Origin of the sequence: Pseudomonas sp. R2-7-07, assembly GCF_003852355.1 — a bacterium.
In the GTDB taxonomy this organism is placed as follows: Bacteria; Pseudomonadota; Gammaproteobacteria; order Pseudomonadales; family Pseudomonadaceae; genus Aquipseudomonas.
Genome location: NZ_CP027759.1, coordinates 298,091 through 315,143, shown reverse-complemented (window position 1 = coordinate 315,143; position 17,053 = coordinate 298,091). Strand labels below are relative to the sequence as shown.

Below are 17,053 nucleotides of genomic sequence, written 5' to 3'. Positions count from 1 at the left end.
CATATGAAAAAAATAGTGCTCTCCCTGGCCTTCGGCTTGTTCAGCTCGGCCGTATTCGCCGCCGATGCGCCGTTGAAAGTCGGCACCACCGCCGCCTTCGCGATTCCCCTGGAAGCCGCTGTAGAAGAAGCCGGCAAACAGGGCCTGAAGGTCGAACTGGTGGAATTCACCGACTGGATCGCGCCGAACGTCAGCCTCGCCGCCGGCGATATCGACGTGAACTACTTCCAGCACATCCCCTTCCTGGAAAATGCCAAGGCCGCCGCCGGCTTTGACCTGGTGCCCTATGCGCCGGGCATCATCAACAACGTCGGTTTGTATTCGAAGAAGTACAAAAGCTTCAATGACCTGCCCGAAGGCGCCAGCGTGGCCATCGCCAACGACCCGATCAACAGCGGGCGCGGCCTGCAACTGCTGGCCAAGGCCGGGCTGATCACGCTCAAGCCGGGGGTGGGCTACAAGGCCACCGAAGACGACATCGTCAGCAACCCGAAAAAGATCAAGATCCTGCAGGTGGAAGCCGTGCAACTGGTGCGCGCCTATGACGACGCCGATCTGGTGCAGGGCTACCCGGCGTACATCCGCCTGTCCAAGACCTTCGATGCCGAATCGGCGCTGCTGTTCGATGGCCTCGACCACCCGGAATACGTGATCCAGTTCGTGATCCAGCCCAAGAGCAAAACCGACCCGAGGGTGATCAAGTTCGTCGACATCTACCAGCACTCGCCGACGGTGCGCGCCGCCCTGGATAAATCCCTCGGCAAGCTCTACCAGGTCGGCTGGGACGATAAAAAATGACCGCTGCCAATGCCCAACTGCGCGACCTGGGCACATTGCCCAGGGACGCCGAGCAGACCGAACTGCATCCGGACTTCAACAGCGCCCATGTGCGTTTCATCAACCTGGGCAAAACCTATGACGGCACGGTGCATGCCCTGAAAGGCATTGACCTGGCGATTGCGCGCGGCGAAGTGTTCGGCATCATCGGCCGCAGCGGCGCCGGCAAGTCGTCGCTGATCCGCACCATCAATCGCCTGGAACAACCCAGCAGCGGGCGCGTGCTGATCGATCAGGTGGATATCGGCTGCTTCGATGAAGACCGCCTGGTCGCGCTGCGCCGGCGCATCGGCATGATCTTCCAGCACTTCAACCTGATGTCGGCCAAGACCGTCTGGCAGAACGTCGAACTGCCGCTCAAGGTCGCCGGGGTGCCCAAGCCGCAGCGTGAGCAAAAGGTGCGTGAGCTGCTGGAACTGGTGGGTTTGCAAGACAAGCACCAGGCCTATCCGGCGCAGCTCTCGGGCGGGCAGAAACAGCGCGTGGGCATCGCCCGTTCGCTGGTGCACGACCCCGAGATCCTGCTGTGCGACGAAGCCACCTCGGCCCTCGACCCGGAAACCACCCAATCGATTCTCGGCCTGCTGCGCGAGATCAACCGGCGCCTGGGCCTGACCATCGTGTTGATTACCCATGAAATGGCGGTGATCCGCGACATCTGCGACCGCGTGGTGGTGCTGGAGCATGGGCGCATCGTCGAGCAAGGCCCGGTGTGGCAAGTGTTCGGCAACCCGCAACACGAGGTCAGCAAGACCCTGCTGGCGCCGCTGCAACATGGGCTGCCGGAAGAACTGCAAAACCGTTTGCATACCCAGCCTGAATCGCCGGAAGCCGCAGTGGTGCTGCGCTTGCAGTTCACCGGCAGTGCCAGCGATGAACCCGACCTGGCCGCGCTGTTCAGTGCCCTCGGCGGCCGCGTGCGTCTGCTGCAGGGCGGCGTCGAACGGATTCAGGGGCATGCCTTGGGGCAACTGCTGCTGGCGGTGAATGGCTCGCCCCATAGCACCGAAGAACTGCGCAACCGCGCCGCAAACTGGGCACAACAGGTGGAGGTGCTGGGCTATGTGGTTTGATCGTTTAGTACAGGGCGCCATCGACACCTTGTTGATGGTCGGCGTGTCATCACTGATCGCCTTGCTGGTAGGGATTCCACTGGCGGTGTTTCTGGTCACCAGCGACAAGGGCGGCATTTACCAGGCACCGGCGCTGAACCGGGTGCTCGGGGCCTTCGTCAATCTGTTCCGCTCCATTCCGTTTCTGATCCTGATGGTGGCGCTGATCCCTTTCACCCGCCTGATCGTCGGCACCACCTACGGTGTGTGGGCGGCAGTCGTGCCGCTGACCATCGCGGCCACGCCGTTCTTTGCGCGCATCGCCGAAGTCAGCCTGCGCGAGGTCGACCATGGCTTGATCGAAGCCGCACAGGCCATGGGGTGCCGCCGCTGGCACATCATCTGGCATGTGCTGTTGCCCGAAGCGCTGCCGGGAATCGTCGGCGGGTTCACCATTACCCTGGTGACCATGATCAACTCGTCGGCCATGGCCGGCGCGATTGGCGCGGGCGGGCTGGGCGACATTGCGTACCGCTATGGCTACCAGCGCTTCGATACGCAGATCATGCTCACGGTGATTGTGCTGTTGGTGGTGTTGGTGGCGGTGATCCAACTCGGCGGCGATCGACTGGCGCGGGTGCTCAACAAGAGGTGAGGTATAGTCGGCGCATCCCAGCGCCCGGTATTGCCTGTCATGACCCTCAAGCCCGACGACCTTAACCAGATCACCGCCATCACCCTCGGCCATTACAACAAAGTGGCCGAAGACTTCCGCGAGGGCACCCGCGATCACGATGTGAGCCAGAACATCGACGCGTTGCTGCGGCATATCCAGGGCACGCCGCCGTTTACCGTGCTGGATTTTGGCTGCGGGCCGGGGCGGGATCTGCAGACCTTTACACGCCTGGGGCATATCGCCGTGGGGCTCGATGGTTCCGAGCGGTTTGCGCAGATGGCGCGGGACGACAGTGGCTGCGAGGTGTTGCAGCAGGACTTCCTCAAACTGGACCTGCCCGACGGGCGCTTCGATGGGGTGTTTGCCAATGCGGTGCTGTTTCATATTCCCAAGCAGGAATTGCCCCGGGTCCTCAAGCAACTGCATGGCACGTTGAAGCCTGGGGGCGTGCTGTTCAGCTCCAACCCTCGCGGTGACAACCAGGAAGGCTGGAATGGGCCACGGTATGGGTCTTATCACGATCTGGCGGCCTGGCGGGCATTGCTGACAACGGCGGGGTTTGTGGAGTTGGAGCACTATTACCGGCCGGCGGGATTGCCTCGGGAACAGCAGCCTTGGTTGGCCAGCGTTTGGCGCAAGGCTTAAGTCTGGGGTTGCCCGGGCTGATGCCATCGCGGGCAAGCCCACTCCCACATTTGGATGCATTCCCCTGTGGGAGGGGGCTTGCCCCCGATGGTCTCAATGACCCCGCTGATCCACCTGATACACCACCGGGCTTTCACCCTCCACCAGCGCCGTCACACTGCGCCCGGCATAGCCTTGTTTTTCTCCCGTCGAAAAATTCGCCACCAGCCGCGTGCCATCGGCAAACGTGGTTTGCTGCACCTGTTTATCTGCGGTCAGCCAGCGAAAATCAGTCATCGCCTGAGTCGCCAGGCGCTCATGCAGGGGACGGAAAAATCGGTCCTGGCGCTGGATCAACGGCAGCCGTTCCTTGAGCGTCGCAGCACTCAGGTGATACAGCGGCGGTACGTTGTAGAGCAACTGCGTCAGCTCATTTTCAGCCCGCACATTGCTCAGTTTGAGGCTATCGAACAGCCAGTGATGGGTGGTGATCACCGAGCCATGGAACACCGCCTGGTACAGCGGCAAGCGCAGCGTCGGATCGAAGTAGAGGGTGCGAAATGGCTCGTTCAGCGGCACCGACTTGAAGAACACCGCCGGTTGCTCCGGCGGATACCAGTTGCCCACGTAGTAGGGCGACTGTTTGTCCTGAGTCATGTCGCGATCCCCCCAGCCCAGCACCGGGGTTTGCATGCCATGGGCGAACAGGATCCCCTGGGCGGTGACGGCGTTGCCGTCTTCGGAGCCTGTCGGCAATTGCAGCGTGGTGTTCAGCCAACGGGACGCATCGATATTGCCTTCAGCGTTTTGCGCCTGGGTCATCGGTGCGCTGTCGCGGTAGCTGTCGAGCAGCATGCTGGTAGCGTACGCATCGAGAAACCAGGCGTTGAAGCCGGCCCTGGCCTGTACGGCTTTCACCCGCGCTTCCAATAACGGCCGCACACAGCGCGGATCGGTGTAGTGGCCGGACCGCTGGAAGCCAGTCTTGAGCTGGCCGTCCTTCAATACAATGGCGCAGTCGCGGTAGGCCTTGCTGCCCAGGTGGGCGGTGGTCCAGTCGGGATTTTCGGTGGCGGACAATGCGGTTTGATAGGAGTCGTAGGGCGCCATCAGGTAGCCCGCGTCGACACCGGCGCGGATGGTTTCGGGGTGCCACAGGCCGCCTTCCCAGCCTTCGCCCAGGGTCAGCATCAAGCGTGGCAGCCCGGCGTCGCGCAGTGTCTGTACTACCTTGCTGCCCCAGGTGTCGGGGCTACCATCGAGGGCACCGGCAAAATCCACCGCCAGTTCGCGACGCAACTCACCGTAGCGGGCGGCAAGACGGGTCATATCGGGCTCGTCCACCTGCCAGCTCTGCCGGGCCTTCTGGTTGATCGCCGCGTTGAGGCCGCGCAACAGCACGGTTTGCTCGTAGCGATTCAACCTGCCCGGCTGCGCCAGCAGCGCTGCGGAGTCCTTGTCCAACAGGCCCTTGAGCGCATGATCGCGCAAGCGCTTGAGCAACAGCGGCCAATCACGCACATCCTCCAGCGCCAGCAGGTCATTGCCCCACAGGTAGGCATGGCTGGCGCCCAGCAGTTTTTGCGCGCCCGGCGTTTGCCGCAGCTTGGCCTCCAAGGGTTCGTAACGGTCCTGTTCGACCAGCCATTGGCGATAGCGCTTGGCGCCGGCCAGCGGGTCGCTTTCGCCCAGGTGCAACAACAGGGTCATGGGCGCGGCAGGTGCGAGCGACGTGAACTCATGGGCCAACGACAACGCCTGGCCTTGCCAGCGCAGGCGGTTGTTGTAGGGATTGGTCAGCAGCCAGTTCAGGGTGAAGGCGCCGTGATCGACACCCCACAACGGCAGGCTGAGGTCCTGGGTGGTGTTGATATCGCCCTGCTCTACCAGGAAATCGCTCCACAGGGCATTGCCGGCCGGCACGTAATGCCCTTCGGCCAAAGGCCACATCAACCCCTTGCCCAGGGCGCTCGCCGGCTGCACAAGGATCGGCAGTTCACCGTCTTCCCGCGCCCTGATCGACAGCAGCAGGTCGCGCTGCTCGAGGCTGGCAGTCACGCGATAGGCACCGTCGTCCCATTGCCAACTGACCTGTTGATCGTTTTGTGCGAGTTGACTGACGGCGCGGGCCGATACCCCTTTGGAGGCTTGAACCTCGGGTTGGCCGCTGGGTGTCACACGGATGGCGAGGGTGGCCGGGTCGAGTTCGACTCGCCACAACGGGTTTTCCAATACGGTGCTGGCAAAGGCCAGGGGCGACAGGAAGCAGCAGAGCAGCAAGGTATGACGCAGACGGTTCATGGCAGGCGACCGTTGAGAGGTGGAGGCCGGAGGGTAAAACACTCAACGGGGTGACCAGGGCAACACCCGTCGCTTCCGGAAGTTTCCCACGTCTCAAAGATCGTTCCCACGCTCCGCGTGGGAATGCGGCCCGTGACGCTCCGCGTCACCTGTGCGCAGTAGCCGAAATTTGCAGCGCTTGGCGGGACGCGGAGCGTCCCAGGAGGCGTTACCACGCGGAGCGTGGGAACGATCAGCCCCGCTCACATTTTTAACCGCGTTCTTCCTGCTGTGGCTCGCGGATCTTGTACCAGGCCACATACAGCGCCGGCAGGAACAACAGCGTCAGCAAGGTGGCGATGATGATACCGCCAATCATCGCGTAGGCCATCGGCCCCCAGAACACTTCCCGCGCAATCGGGATCATGCCCAGGCTCGCCGCCGCCGCGGTGAGCAGGATCGGCCGGCGCCGATGCTCGGTGGCTTCCACCACGGCGTCCCACGGCGTGTAGCCGGCTACTTCATATTCGTGGATCTGCGTCACCAGGATCACCGAGTTGCGGATGATGATGCCGATCAACGCGAGGATACCGAGGATCGCCACGAAGCCCATGGGCGTGCCCGTGGGAATCAGCGCCAGCACCACGCCAATCAGGCCCAGCGGCGCGACACTCGCCACCAGGAACATCTTCTGCACGCTGTGCAGTTGGATCATCAGGAACGTCGCCATGAGGAACAGCATCAGCGGCACCACGCTGGCAATCGGGCCCTGGGCCTTGCCGCTTTCTTCCACGGTGCCGCCGGTGGCGACTTTGTAACCCACCGGCAGGCCGTCGCTGAACTTCTGGATAGTCGGCGCCAGCTGCTTGACCAGGTCGGTCGGCTGCATCTCGTCGCGCACTGCGGCCTTGATGGTGATGGTCGGCTTGCGGTCGCGACGCCACACCAGCGGCTGCTCCAGCTCGTAACGCACGGTGGCGAAGGCCAGCAGCGGGATCGAGGTGCCGTTGGGCGTGACGATCTGCAGGTTCTGCAAGGTTTCCGGCGTACCGCGTTCGGCGTCTTCGGCGCGGCCGACCACATTGATCAGGTAAATATCGTCATGCACCTGGGTCACCGAGGCGCCGCTGACCACGCTGTTCATCAACTGCGCCACGTCTTCCGACGACAGCCCCAGTTGCCGTGCCTTGTCCTGGGCGATGTCGACGCGCAGAACTTTGCCCGGCTCGTTCCAGTCGTAGATGATCTCGCCCAGGTGGGTGTTCTGGTCGAGCAAGGTCGCCAGTTCGATGGCGTGCTTGCGCACCTGGTCGGTGTCTTTGCCGGACACGCGATACTGGATCGGTCGTCCCACCGGCGGGCCCATTTCCAGCGGCTGCACGAAACTGCCGATGCCGACGAAATCATCGCGCAGGCGCTTCTGCAGGCGCGCAATCAAAGCGCCACGCTCTTCCAGGCCCTTGCTGACGATCACCAACTGCGCGTAGTAGGGGTTCTCCAGTTGCTGGTCCAGCGGCAGGTAGAAACGGATCGCGCCCTGGCCGATGTAGGTACTCCAGCGTGTGATGTCCGGGTCGTCCTTGATGATGGCTTCGAGACGGTCGACGGCTTTGCGCGTTTCATTGATCGAGGCGTTCTGCGGCAGGTTCAGGTCCACCAGGATTTCCGGGCGATCCGACGACGGGAAGAACTGGTTCTGCACAAATTGCATGGAGAACACCGACGCCACAAACAGGCCCACGGTGATGCCGATGGCCCACCAGCGGTTGCGCATGGCCCACAGCATGCCGCCATTGAACGCGCGGCCGATGCGCCCCGGCTCGGCGCTATGGGGCTTCACGTTGGCGCTGAGGATATGCACGCCGATCACCGGCGCGAACAGCACCGCCACCACCCACGACACCAGCATCGCCACGGCGATGACCGCGAACAAGGTGAAGGTGTACTCACCTGCCGAACTGGCGTTGAGGCCAATCGGCACGAAACCGGCGACGGTCACCAGCGTGCCGGTGAGCATCGGGAACGCTGTGGAGGTGTAAGCGTAGGTCGCGGCCTGCTCCTTGGTTTCGCCTTTTTCCAGGCGTGTGATCATCATCTCCACGGTGATCATCGCATCGTCCACCAACAGGCCGAGGGCGATGATCAAGGCGCCCAATGACACCCGCTGCATGGTGATGCCGCTGTATTCCATGAACACAAACACCAGGGCCAGCACCAGCGGAATCGAGCACGCCACCACCAGCCCGGCACGCATGCCCAGGCTGATAAAGCTCACCACCAGCACGATGATCACCGCTTCGAACAACGCGCTGGTAAAGCCACCGACCGCTTCTTCCACCACTTCAGCCTGGTCCGAAACCTTGTGCACCCCGACGCCCACCGGCAGGTCGGCGGTCAGCTCATCCATGCGCCCGTGCAGCGCCTTGCCGAACGACTGGATATTGCCGCCCTTTTGCATCGCAATCGCCAGGCCGATCGCCGGCTTGCCGTTGAAACGGAACATCGGCCGCGCCGGGTCGACGTAACCTCGGCTGATGTCGGCAATGTCGGCCAGGCGATAGAAGCGGTCATTCAAGCGCAGGTTGACGTTGGCCAGATCCTTCTCCGAGGCGAACTGCCCCGAGGTGCGCACCGAGATCCGCTCCGGCCCGGCCTCGATCACCCCAGCGGGGGTCACGGCATTTTGCGATTGCAGGCTTTGCACGACCTGGCGCTGATCGATGCCCAGGGCCGCCAGTTTGCGTGTGGAAAAATTCAGGTAAATCACTTCGTCCTGCTGGCCGATCATTTCGACCTTGCCCAGCCCCGGCACCGAGCGGATTTCAGCGCGCACCTGCTCCACGTAGTCGCGCAACTGGCGCATCGACAGGCCATCGCCGGTAAAGGCATACACCGAGCCGAACACATCACCGAATTCGTCGTTGAACGACGGCCCCTGCAAGCCTTGGGGGAAGGTGCCGCGAATATCGTCGATCTTCTTGCGAACCTGGTACCAGATCTCCGGAATGGCCTTGGCGCTGGTGGTGTCCTTGAGGAACACGAACACCGTGGATTCGCCCGGCCGGGTGTAGCTCTTCACATAATCGAGGGAGTCGAGTTCCTCGAGTTTTTTCTCGATGCGGTCGGTGACCTGCTTGAGGGTTTCTTCCTGGGTCGCGCCCGGCCAGCGGGTCTGGATGACCATGGTCTTGATGGTGAACGAGGGGTCTTCCTCGCGGCCCAGGTTCATGTACGAAAACACGCCCATCAACAGCGCGACGAACATCAGGTACCAGACGAAGGACTGATGCTTGATGGCCCAGTCGGATAAGTTGAAGCTGCCTTTCATCGCGGGCTGTCCTCGTCGATTTTGACTTTCTGCCCGGGTTTCAGGCTGTTCACACCGGCGGTGACGACGCGCTCGCCGGGCTTGATGCCACCATTGAGCACTGCGCTGTCGGCGTCACGGCTGACAACCGTGACATCACGCGGTTGCACCGTCTGGCTCTGGGTGTCGAGCAACCAGATGCGGGTCTTGCCATCGACTTCCTGCAAGGCGCTCAACGGCAGCTCGATACGCGGCGCGATGGCGCTGCTCAAGGTCACGCTGATGGCGGTGCCCAGGCGAAACGCGGCAGGCGTTTCGGTCAGGCTCAAGCGCGCGCGACGGGTGCGCGTGGCGCTCTGGGCCTGGGGCTCGATCTCGCGCACGATGGCGGTGGTGTGCACACTGGGGTCCAGTTGCCCGGCCACCAGAAACACCACATCCGCCGGCAGGCGCTCGGCCAGGCCGGCGGGCAGGTCGATCACCGCTTCCTTGATGTCTGGGCGTGCCAGGGTCACCACTTGCTGGCCGGCGCTGACCACCTGGCCGGCCTCGGCGTTCCAGGCGGTGACGATGCCGGCGTGGTCGGTGCGCAGCTCGGCGTAGTTGAGCTGGTCCTTGGCTTGATTGACCGAGGCGCGGGCCTGGTCGAGGGTGGCCTGGGTGGTTTTCAGGTCAGTCTGGGCCACGTCCAACTGCGCCCGGGCGCCGACGCCACGGTCGAACAGCTCTTGCTGGCGGCGGGCATTGGCCTGGGCATTGATGAACTGTGCCTGCACCCGAGCCAGGTCACCCTGGGCGGCGCGCAGTTGGTTCTGCTGGTCGGTGGGGTCGAGGACGGCGAGCAAGGCGCCCTTCTCCACCTCGGCGCCCACGTCCACCGCGCGGCGGGCGATACGGCCCGGCACACGGAAGCCCAGGTTACTTTCGTAGCGGGCCTGAATGGTGCCGGCAAAACGACCGAGGTGTGCCTGGTCTTCGGCCTTCACCTCCATGGACAACACCGGGCGCACCGGTTCGGGCGGCGCGTCTTCCTTGGAGCAGGCCACCAGCAACAGGCTGGCGGCGAGGATCACCGTCAGGTGCTTCATGGCTGGGCTCCTTGCTGGGCGATTTCGACGAGCATGCCGGGGTGCAGCAATTGCCCACCGGCCACCACGACTTTTTCGCCGCCTTTAAGGCCGTCACCGATGATCACCTTGCCGGTGAGGTAACGCGCCACCGTAACCTTGTGCAGTTGCGCCTTGCCGTCGCCGTCTACCAGCCACACGGCGGGTTCGCTGAGGTCCTTGGTCAAGGCCGACCACGGCAACTCGATGCTGGCCTTGGCCGGGCCATTGGCGGTGGCGCTCACCACCGAGCCCAGTTCCATGCCTTTGGGCAGGCTTTGCAGGGCGATCTTCACTTGCACGGTGCCGGTATTGGCAGCCACGGCAGGGGTAACTTCGCGGACTCTGCCCACTGTCTTGATGCTCGGGTTATCCAGCAGGCTGACGGTGATCGGCGCGTCCGGCGGCGGCTCCACCAGCAGCGATTCGTAAACGTTGAACACCGCGTCGCGTTCGCCATCGCGGGCCAGGCTAAAGATCGGCACGGTGGCTTGTACGACCTGGCCGACTTCAGCCTGGCGCGCCGTGATAATGCCCGGCGCATCGGCGATCAGCGCGGTGTAGCCCAGTTGTTCACGGGCGTTGGCCAACTGCGCCTGGGCGGCGGCCAGGGCGCTTTGGCTGCTGCGCAACGCGGCCTGGGCGGCGTCGTATTCGCTGCGGCTGGTGTAGCCCTTGGGCAAGAGTTTTTCCTGACGCACGAAGGCGGCGGCGGTTTGCTTGACCCGCGCCTGCTCGGCCACGACCTGGGCCTGGGCGGAATCGACGTTGGTCTGCAGGTCCTTGGGGTCGAGCCTGGCCAGCACTTGCTTGGCCGTCACCCGATCACCGACGTCGACCAGACGCTGGATGATCTTGCCACCCACCCGAAAGGACAGATCGGTTTGCACCCGCGCCTGGACATCTCCGGTCAGCGTGACCGCTGCGGCAAAATCCGCCGGCTGCACGGTTTGCACGAACACCCGCGAATGGGCCTTGGGCTCGGTCTTTTCCTGGCCACAACCGCTCAGCAGCGTCAGTAAGCCAAGCCCGAATAAAAATGTGGAAATGCGACCGCCCATGCAGGCTCCTTTTGCGTGATGCCGACGTGCCAGTGTGTATGCGACTGTGAGCTTAGATCAGGGTTCCTTATCTGCATGGAGGATCCCATACTTCAATGGTTCCCCTACCGACTCAATTGCCATGCTCAAGACCCTCGCGGTGGCCAATTACCGCTCGATCAATAAATTGGTGGTGCCCCTGGGCCGCTTGAACCTGGTCACAGGCCCCAACGGCAGCGGCAAGTCCAATCTATATCGCGCCCTGCGCCTGCTGGCTGAAACCGCTCAGGGCGGAGTGATCAATGCACTGGCCCGGGAAGGCGGGCTGGACTCGACGTTCTGGGCAGGGCCGGAAACCATCAGCCGGCGCATGCACAGCGGTGAAGTGCCGGTGGAGGCTGTCGTGCGCAAGGGCGTCAAGCGTCTGCGCCTGGGGTTCGCCGCCGAAGATTTCAGCTACGCGATCTCCCTGGGCTTGCCGGAACTCACCCAGTCGTTTTTCAGCCTCGACCCGGAAGTGAAGAGGGAGTGCATCTGGGCCGGGCACGTCTACCGCCCGGCCAGCCTGTTGGTACAGCGTTCCGGGCCGTTGGTGCGCGCTCGCGAAGGCCGTGCCTGGGATGTACTGGCCCAGCACACGCCGAACTATCACAGCCTGTTCGACCAAGTCGGCAGTTTGCGTGGCTCGCCGGAAGTATTGCTGCTGCGCGAAAGCATCCGTGGCTGGCGCTTTTATGATCACTTTCGCAGCGACGTGGACGCGCCAGTGCGCCAACCGCAGTTAGGCACCCGCACGCCGGTGCTGCATCACGACGGGCGCGATTTGGCCGCAGCGTTGCAAACCATTCGTGAAATTGGCGACCCCGAGGCGTTACAGCGCGCAGTCAGCGATGCGTTTCCAGGCGCGCGCTTAAATATCCAACCGTTACAGGGCGGGCGCTTTGCCATCGAGTTTTACCAGGAAGGCCTGCTGCGCCCGTTGTCGGCGGCGGAGTTGTCGGACGGCACCTTGCGCTACCTGCTGCTGATCGCCGCGCTGCTGACGCCACGGCCGCCGACCATGATGGTGCTGAACGAGCCTGAAACCAGCTTGCATCCGGACCTGTTGCCGGCGTTGGCGCGCTTGATCATCCAGGCGTCGGCGCAGTGCCAGGTGTGGGTGGTGTCCCATGCCAGCCGCTTGATTGCGGCGTTGCAGCAGGATGAGGAATGCAATTCGATTGTGCTGGAGAAGGTGCTGGGGGAGACGCGGATTGTGGGGCAAGGGATGCTGGATGCGCCGGCGTGGCAATGGCCGGAGTGAAGGGTGAGGGTACCGGCCTCATCGGGGGCAAGCCCCCTCCCACATTTGGATATATGCACAAATCAGAACCTGTGAACCCAATCCAGTGTGGGAGGGGGCTTGCCCCCGATGGCGGCAGAACAGCCAACACAAAAGCCAGGCCTCAGCCCTGCCACTTCCCGCCTTCAACAATCACACTCTCAGGCTTGGTGTCATCGCTCAGCTCTTTACGCACATATTGGTCATAGAGCTTGAGCAAGAACTTCTCTTCGCCCAACTTCGCCAACTCCGCATTCACCCAGTCGCGCAGTTCGATATTGCCCTTCTTCACCGCCGGGGCAATCGGTGCTTCGTCACCGAGCTTCTGCTCCAGCACGCGGTAGCCGGGGTTCTGCTTGGCCCAGCTGAACAGCACCAGGTTGTCCTGGGCGTAGGCATCGCCACGGCCGGCCGACAGCGCTTGCAGCGACTCGGAGTTTTTCTCGAACTTGAGCAGTTTCCAGTCCGGGTGGTGCTTGGTCAGCCAGATGTCGGCGGTGGTGCCGGTGGTGACGATGGTGGTGCGGGTGGCCAGGTCATCCAGGTTCTTGACCGGGCTGTTGTTCGGTACCAGGGCCTGTACCGCCACTTTCAGGTTGGGGTTGGTGAAGTCCACCGCTTCCTTGCGCTCAGGGGTCACGGTCATATTGGCGAGGATCAGGTCGACCTTATCGCTTTGCAGGAACGGGATACGGCTGGCGGGCTCCACGGCGACGAACTCGACTTTGTTTTCATCGCCCAACAGGTCCTTGGCGAATTGGCGGCCGATGTCGGTATCGAAGCCGACGTAGCGGCCGGCTTCGTTAACGAAGCCGAACGGCGGTTTGTCGGTGAAGACGCCGACGATCAGCTTGTCGCGGGCCTTGATCTTGTCGATCGCACTCACCGCGCTGGCGGCAGGTTTGGCAGGTTCTTCGGCCTTCTTGTCGCAGCCGGCCAGTAACGCGACGGCAAACAGTGGCAGCAGTAACTTTTTCATAGCAGCTCCGGTTCCTTGATCTTTCTGGGCAGTGTTGAAACAAAGGAGAACTTCTCCAGGAACTGCTGCGCGCGTGCGGTTTGCGGGTTCGTAAAGAATGCCTCGGGGGTGTTGTGTTCGAGGATGCGACCGGCCTCCATAAACACCACGCGGTCGGCGACGGCGCGGGCGAAGGCCATTTCGTGGGTGACGATCAGTAGGGTCATGCCATCGCGGGCCAGGCCCTGGATGACTTCCAGCACTTCCTTGACCATTTCCGGGTCGAGCGCAGCGGTGACTTCGTCGAACAGCATGACCTGGGGGTTCATGCACAGCGAACGGACGATGGCGATGCGTTGCTGCTGGCCGCCGGAAAGCTGGCGTGGATAGGCGTCGCGCTTGTCGGCCAGACCCACGCGCGCCAGCAGTTTTTCCGCTTGCTCGCGCGCTTCACGCGGGTCGCGCTTTTGCACCTTCAAGGGGCCGAGCAGAATGTTGTCGAGCACGCTCATGTGCGGGAACAGGTGGTAGCTCTGGAACACCATGCCGATGTCCTGGCGCACCTGGCGCCAGTCGGAATGTTTTGCCAACAGCTCGTTACCGGCGAACCGCAAGTGCCCGCTGTGAGCCACTTCCAAGCCATTGAGGCAGCGCAGCAAGGTGCTTTTGCCGCAACCGCTGGGGCCGAGGATCACCACCACTTCGCCGCTGTGCACGCTCAGGTCGATGCCCTTGAGCACCTGCTGTTCGCCGAAGAATTTGTTGAAACCCTGAAACTCGATCAATGCGCTCATGCTTGGGCCCAGCGCCGTTCCAGCACCTTGGAGGCGGCCGACAACGGGTAGCAGATAAAGAAGAAAAACAGGAACAGCGCGCCGTAGATCAACACCGACTCATAGGTGCGCTCGATGATTTGCTGGCCGACCTTGATCACATCCACCACGCCGATCAGCACCGCCAGGGAGCTGGTCTTGATGATCCGCGTGTAGACATTGATGGTCGGCGGCGTCATGCGTTTCAGGGCCTGGGGCAGCAGCACGTAGCCGTACAGCTGCGGGTCGGACAGCCCGATCGACAAGCCGGCTTCGCGCTGGCCACGGGGCAGCGAATGCAAGGCGCCGCGCACCACTTCGCCAACTTCACTGGCGCCCCACAACGACAACACCAGCACCGCACACCAGAAACTGGGGATGCTCAGGCCGAAGAAGATCGGCAGGCCGAAAAACAACAGGTACAGCCAGACCAGCACCGGAATGGCGCGAAACAGCTCCAGGTAAACCCGCAGCAGCGCATTGATCACGCGGTTGTCCAAGGTGCGCAATACGCCATACAACACGCCGCCGACCGTGCTGAAGGCAATGCTCAAGAACGAAATCGACAGGGTTTGCGCAGCGCCTTTGCCCAGTTGCGGCAACGACACCCATAACAATTCAAGACCCGAACTGGCCATGCTGGAGCCTCCTTTCCAAGCGGCTGAGCAACAGCGACAACGGCAAGAACAGCAGCACGCAGATCAGCGTCAATACGGCGAGCATTTCGTAGGTCTTGTAGTAGAGCGCGATGTAGCTCTTGGTGGTGTAGAGAATCTCCGGCACCGCCACAGCGGAAACCACCGTGGTCTCCTTGAGCAGAAAGATGAAATTGGCGAACAGCGCCGGCAGGCTGAGGATGCCGGCCTGGGGCAGAATCACATGGCGCAGCAGCTGCCAGTCGGACAGGCCGATGGACTTGCCTGACTCGATCTGCGCCGTTGGCACCGCTTCCACACCGGCGCGCAGCACTTCGGTGAGGTAGGCGCCGCCGAGGAAGGTCATGGTGATGATCGCCGCCCAGAATCCGGAAATATTCAAGCCCAGGGCCGGCAGCGCGAAATACACGAAGAACAGTTGAATCAGCAGCGGCGTGTTACGCGCCAGCTCTACATACAGCGCCACCAGCCGCGACAGATAGGGCGTGCGAAACACCAGCAGCGCTGCGTTGATCAGCGCCACCAGCAAGGAGGTGGCAATGGCGATCAGACCCACTTGCAGCGTCACCCCGACCGCTTTCAGAAATGCCGGCAGGGTGCTGAGGATAAATGCGAAATCGAAGGTCATGTGCAGTCCAAATCGCCGCATGGGTAATGCCGCGAGCGCAGTCCGTTCCGGCGTGGATAACGTCGGGTAGCGCGAACTTTAAAGGTATAAAAAGCAAAGTTTAAATACCGAAATAGCATATTGATATCACCCAAATAGCTAACCTATTGGGGGAGTGCCTAACCGAGCGCAAGACGTGAACGCGTCGATAAAAAAGCCCCGCCGACAGGCGAGGCTCTCAACACTATTTAGCCCCTCTTCAGCGTGTCGGGCTGGCCGCCACCGGCCATTGCTTTGGTAGCGCTGTTTTGCTGCTCTTCGGTCTCAAAATTGACGTAGTTGTCGGGGAATTTGAAATGGGAATCCACGAGTTTCCAGTACTCTTCGTTTTGCGGCTTTGCTTTGTCCCATATTCGATCAGCCAGAGAGCGGGCGTCGCTGCGCACCAGATCCGGCTGCCCCTTCGCTTGCTGTATCACTTTGTCGACGTGCCCGCGTAATGCATTGGGGCCGGTGGTTTCAATAGTGCTTTTATTCGGGCGACTGAAGTAACGGTCACCGCCGTACTCATTGCCCTTCATGGAACGGTAGTTGTTGCCGATGTCATCAATCAGGCTGGACAGCATCGCACTCTGGGCATGGCTGGAAAATAAGGCGTTGGCGAAATAAGGGGTGGCGCTGCCCTTTGCGTCATTTTTGCCTTCAGCCATGCCGACCAGCATTAAATCGGGATGGGCATGCAGTGCGCCATCGAGGGGTCGTACGCTCTCCAGATCAATATCCGTATAAGTGCCCGCATAACGATTGACGATTTCATAACGGGCCACGTCCGAGGCTGCAGCATAGCCACCGTTGCGTCCGATAATTTCGTGTTGATACACGTCTTTGTTCTGTAATCGAATGTCCGAGGGATTGCTCAGGTCACGAATCTGAATGTTCTTTTGATCGGCAAACCGCTCTTTTAAACTCGTCAGCGTACTGATATCACGGGGAGGGTTACTCGCGTAACGGTCCCAGGATTTTGTCGTCTGGTCCAGAATCACGGCTTCTGCTTGATAAAACTTATCGTCGGTGCGCTGCGCGTAACGCTCAAATCCGTCAAGTACCTGCCGAGCGTTAGCAGCGGTCACGTTTCCACCTTCGGGCAGCAGTAGCGCTTTCAACTGTTTGTTACTTGAGGCAGACAGCTCTTTGTTCAACTCGCTGATGACTTGTGACTGTTCTGCAGGTTTACGCTGCCTGGGAGATTCCGTAGTCACTTTGAGCTGACTGAATAAACCGCGAATGGGACGCTCTGATTGATAGCCTGGATAAATAGCTTCCGCCTTTGCCTGCGCGGACTTATTCGTGGCGTAAGCATCAAATTGAGTGGAATCCACCCAAAGCGTGACTTCATGGTTAGGGTTCTTGGCTGCCCACTGACGCAAGTATTCATCCTGCTTGACGCTTGGTTCCGAGCCCACCCACACCATATGGATATTGTTCGGGACGGGCTTGAATTCGCTTAGAGGGTAGGTGGATTCAAAGCTCTTAGGGCTCTGGGGCTGGGCCGCTATCGGACTCATGCTTGGGGAGGTGGTGAGCAGTTGATGCGAAGAGACATGCTGAGTCATAACTATTGGCTCCAAAAAGCTGACAACACTTGCCGGCGCCTCCATGCGTTAATTCCTTCATCGACTCCAAGCCTGCGGGTAAAAAAACAAAAAAACAAAGATACAAATGTAAGATTATTTAAGAAACATAAGCCGGCAATTCAAGAAAACATCCAATGGAACTA

14 protein-coding genes are annotated in these 17,053 nt (G+C 61.4%); 5 read left to right on the top strand and 9 right to left on the bottom strand.

Annotated elements, in window-relative coordinates; genetic code table 11:
• Positions 1-3: 3 nt before the first annotated feature.
• Genes C4J86_RS01280 through C4J86_RS01265 form a run of 4 tightly spaced genes read left to right on the top strand, consistent with a single transcriptional unit; the run spans position 4 to position 3,210 of the window.
• Positions 4-798, top strand: coding sequence for a MetQ/NlpA family ABC transporter substrate-binding protein (locus C4J86_RS01280; RefSeq protein WP_124365412.1), 795 nt, complete (start codon positions 4-6; stop codon positions 796-798).
• A complete protein-coding gene (locus tag C4J86_RS01275) occupies positions 795-1,910 on the top strand; it encodes a methionine ABC transporter ATP-binding protein (protein WP_124369195.1) in 1,116 nt (371 codons plus the stop codon). The genes C4J86_RS01280 and C4J86_RS01275 overlap by 4 nt, the downstream gene beginning before the upstream one ends.
• Positions 1,900-2,544 carry a methionine ABC transporter permease gene (locus tag C4J86_RS01270; protein WP_034117212.1) on the top strand — a complete coding sequence of 215 codons (645 nt, stop codon included), beginning with the start codon at positions 1,900-1,902 and terminating at the stop codon, positions 2,542-2,544. Before C4J86_RS01275 ends, C4J86_RS01270 begins: the two co-directional genes overlap by 11 nt.
• A 39-nt stretch (positions 2,545-2,583) precedes the next feature.
• Positions 2,584-3,210, top strand: coding sequence for a bifunctional 2-polyprenyl-6-hydroxyphenol methylase/3-demethylubiquinol 3-O-methyltransferase UbiG (locus C4J86_RS01265; RefSeq protein WP_124369194.1), 627 nt, complete (start codon positions 2,584-2,586; stop codon positions 3,208-3,210).
• A gap of 93 nt (positions 3,211-3,303) precedes the next feature.
• Here the strand turns inward: C4J86_RS01265 and C4J86_RS01260 are convergent, their stop codons facing one another.
• The 4 genes from C4J86_RS01260 to C4J86_RS01245 all read right to left on the bottom strand — a co-directional run bounded on the left by C4J86_RS01260 (position 3,304) and on the right by C4J86_RS01245 (position 10,943).
• Complete coding sequence (locus tag C4J86_RS01260) at positions 3,304-5,490, bottom strand: glycoside hydrolase (RefSeq protein WP_124369193.1); 2,187 nt, start codon at positions 5,488-5,490, stop codon at positions 3,304-3,306.
• Positions 5,491-5,740: 250 nt separating this feature from the next.
• On the bottom strand, positions 5,741-8,797 hold the full coding sequence (locus tag C4J86_RS01255; RefSeq protein ID WP_124365408.1) for an efflux RND transporter permease subunit: 3,057 nt from the start codon (positions 8,795-8,797) through the stop codon (positions 5,741-5,743).
• A complete protein-coding gene (locus tag C4J86_RS01250) occupies positions 8,794-9,864 on the bottom strand; it encodes an efflux RND transporter periplasmic adaptor subunit (RefSeq protein ID WP_124369192.1) in 1,071 nt (356 codons plus the stop codon). Before C4J86_RS01250 ends, C4J86_RS01255 begins: the two co-directional genes overlap by 4 nt.
• The gene (locus C4J86_RS01245; protein ID WP_124369191.1) at positions 9,861-10,943 is read right to left on the bottom strand and encodes an efflux RND transporter periplasmic adaptor subunit; all 1,083 of its coding nucleotides are present in this window, start codon (positions 10,941-10,943) and stop codon (positions 9,861-9,863) included. The genes C4J86_RS01250 and C4J86_RS01245 overlap by 4 nt, the downstream gene beginning before the upstream one ends.
• A gap of 121 nt (positions 10,944-11,064) precedes the next feature.
• Between C4J86_RS01245 and C4J86_RS01240 the strand changes: the two genes are divergently transcribed.
• A complete protein-coding gene (locus C4J86_RS01240; RefSeq protein WP_124369190.1) occupies positions 11,065-12,225 on the top strand; it encodes an AAA family ATPase in 1,161 nt (386 codons plus the stop codon).
• A gap of 142 nt (positions 12,226-12,367) precedes the next feature.
• Here the strand turns inward: C4J86_RS01240 and C4J86_RS01235 are convergent, their stop codons facing one another.
• The 5 genes from C4J86_RS01235 to C4J86_RS01215 all read right to left on the bottom strand — a co-directional run bounded on the left by C4J86_RS01235 (position 12,368) and on the right by C4J86_RS01215 (position 16,889).
• Positions 12,368-13,222, bottom strand: coding sequence for a transporter substrate-binding domain-containing protein (locus tag C4J86_RS01235; protein WP_124369189.1), 855 nt, complete (start codon positions 13,220-13,222; stop codon positions 12,368-12,370).
• Entirely contained in the window at positions 13,219-13,995 is a 777-nt protein-coding gene (locus tag C4J86_RS01230; RefSeq protein ID WP_124369188.1) for an amino acid ABC transporter ATP-binding protein, read from the bottom strand. Before C4J86_RS01230 ends, C4J86_RS01235 begins: the two co-directional genes overlap by 4 nt.
• On the bottom strand, positions 13,992-14,651 hold the full coding sequence (locus tag C4J86_RS01225) for an amino acid ABC transporter permease (RefSeq protein WP_124365403.1): 660 nt from the start codon (positions 14,649-14,651) through the stop codon (positions 13,992-13,994). The genes C4J86_RS01230 and C4J86_RS01225 overlap by 4 nt, the downstream gene beginning before the upstream one ends.
• Positions 14,632-15,297, bottom strand: a complete 666-nt coding sequence (locus tag C4J86_RS01220; protein ID WP_124365402.1) for an amino acid ABC transporter permease — start codon at positions 15,295-15,297, stop codon at positions 14,632-14,634. The genes C4J86_RS01225 and C4J86_RS01220 overlap by 20 nt, the downstream gene beginning before the upstream one ends.
• Positions 15,298-15,524: 227 nt before the next feature.
• Positions 15,525-16,889 carry a TcdA/TcdB catalytic glycosyltransferase domain-containing protein gene (locus tag C4J86_RS01215; protein WP_164487759.1) on the bottom strand — a complete coding sequence of 455 codons (1,365 nt, stop codon included), beginning with the start codon at positions 16,887-16,889 and terminating at the stop codon, positions 15,525-15,527.
• Positions 16,890-17,053: the final 164 nt, after the last annotated feature.